This window comes from Vibrio sp. 1249-1, assembly GCF_033340495.1.
Genome location: NZ_JAWOWJ010001088.1, coordinates 1 through 537, shown reverse-complemented (window position 1 = coordinate 537; position 537 = coordinate 1). Strand labels below are relative to the sequence as shown.

Genomic DNA, 537 nt, shown 5'->3' with positions numbered 1-537 from the left:
TTTACATGCTCTGCCATATCTTCTGGAGAAAGGTCATATTCTCCAAAAGCATTCGGCAAACCTGCGTTAGGGTGTGCGGAAACAAATGATTCAGAAATACGAGAAAGCTCTTCCACGTATGGGCGCAGTTCATCTGGCCCCAATGCACAGTTAAGACCGAAAGATAACGGCCTTACATGACGTAGAGAGTTGTAAAATGCTTCCGTGGTTTGCCCTGATAACGTGCGCCCCGAAGCGTCGGTAATCGTACCGGAAATCATGACAGGCAGTGCAACACCAAGCTCTTCAAATACAGAATCGACAGCAAAGGCACATGCCTTAGCATTCAATCTATCGAAAATAGTTTCGATCAAAATAAGATCAGCGCCACCTCTGATTAACGCTCGAGTTGACTCGGAATACGCTTCAACCAGCTCATCGAAAGAAACATTGCGGTAGCCGGGATCATTCACATCAGGGGAGATAGAGCACGTTCGGTTGGTTGGACCAAGTACACCTGCAACGTAACGAGGTTTGTCAGGCGTTTTCGCCGTCCAC

The 537-nt window shown here is 47.7% G+C and carries 1 protein-coding gene; it reads right to left on the bottom strand.

All coding sequences use genetic code 11. The features are described 5' to 3' along the window. A partial coding sequence (locus tag R7Z50_RS30620; protein WP_318150167.1) for a homocysteine S-methyltransferase family protein occupies nt 1-537 on the bottom strand: 537 nt, incomplete at both ends.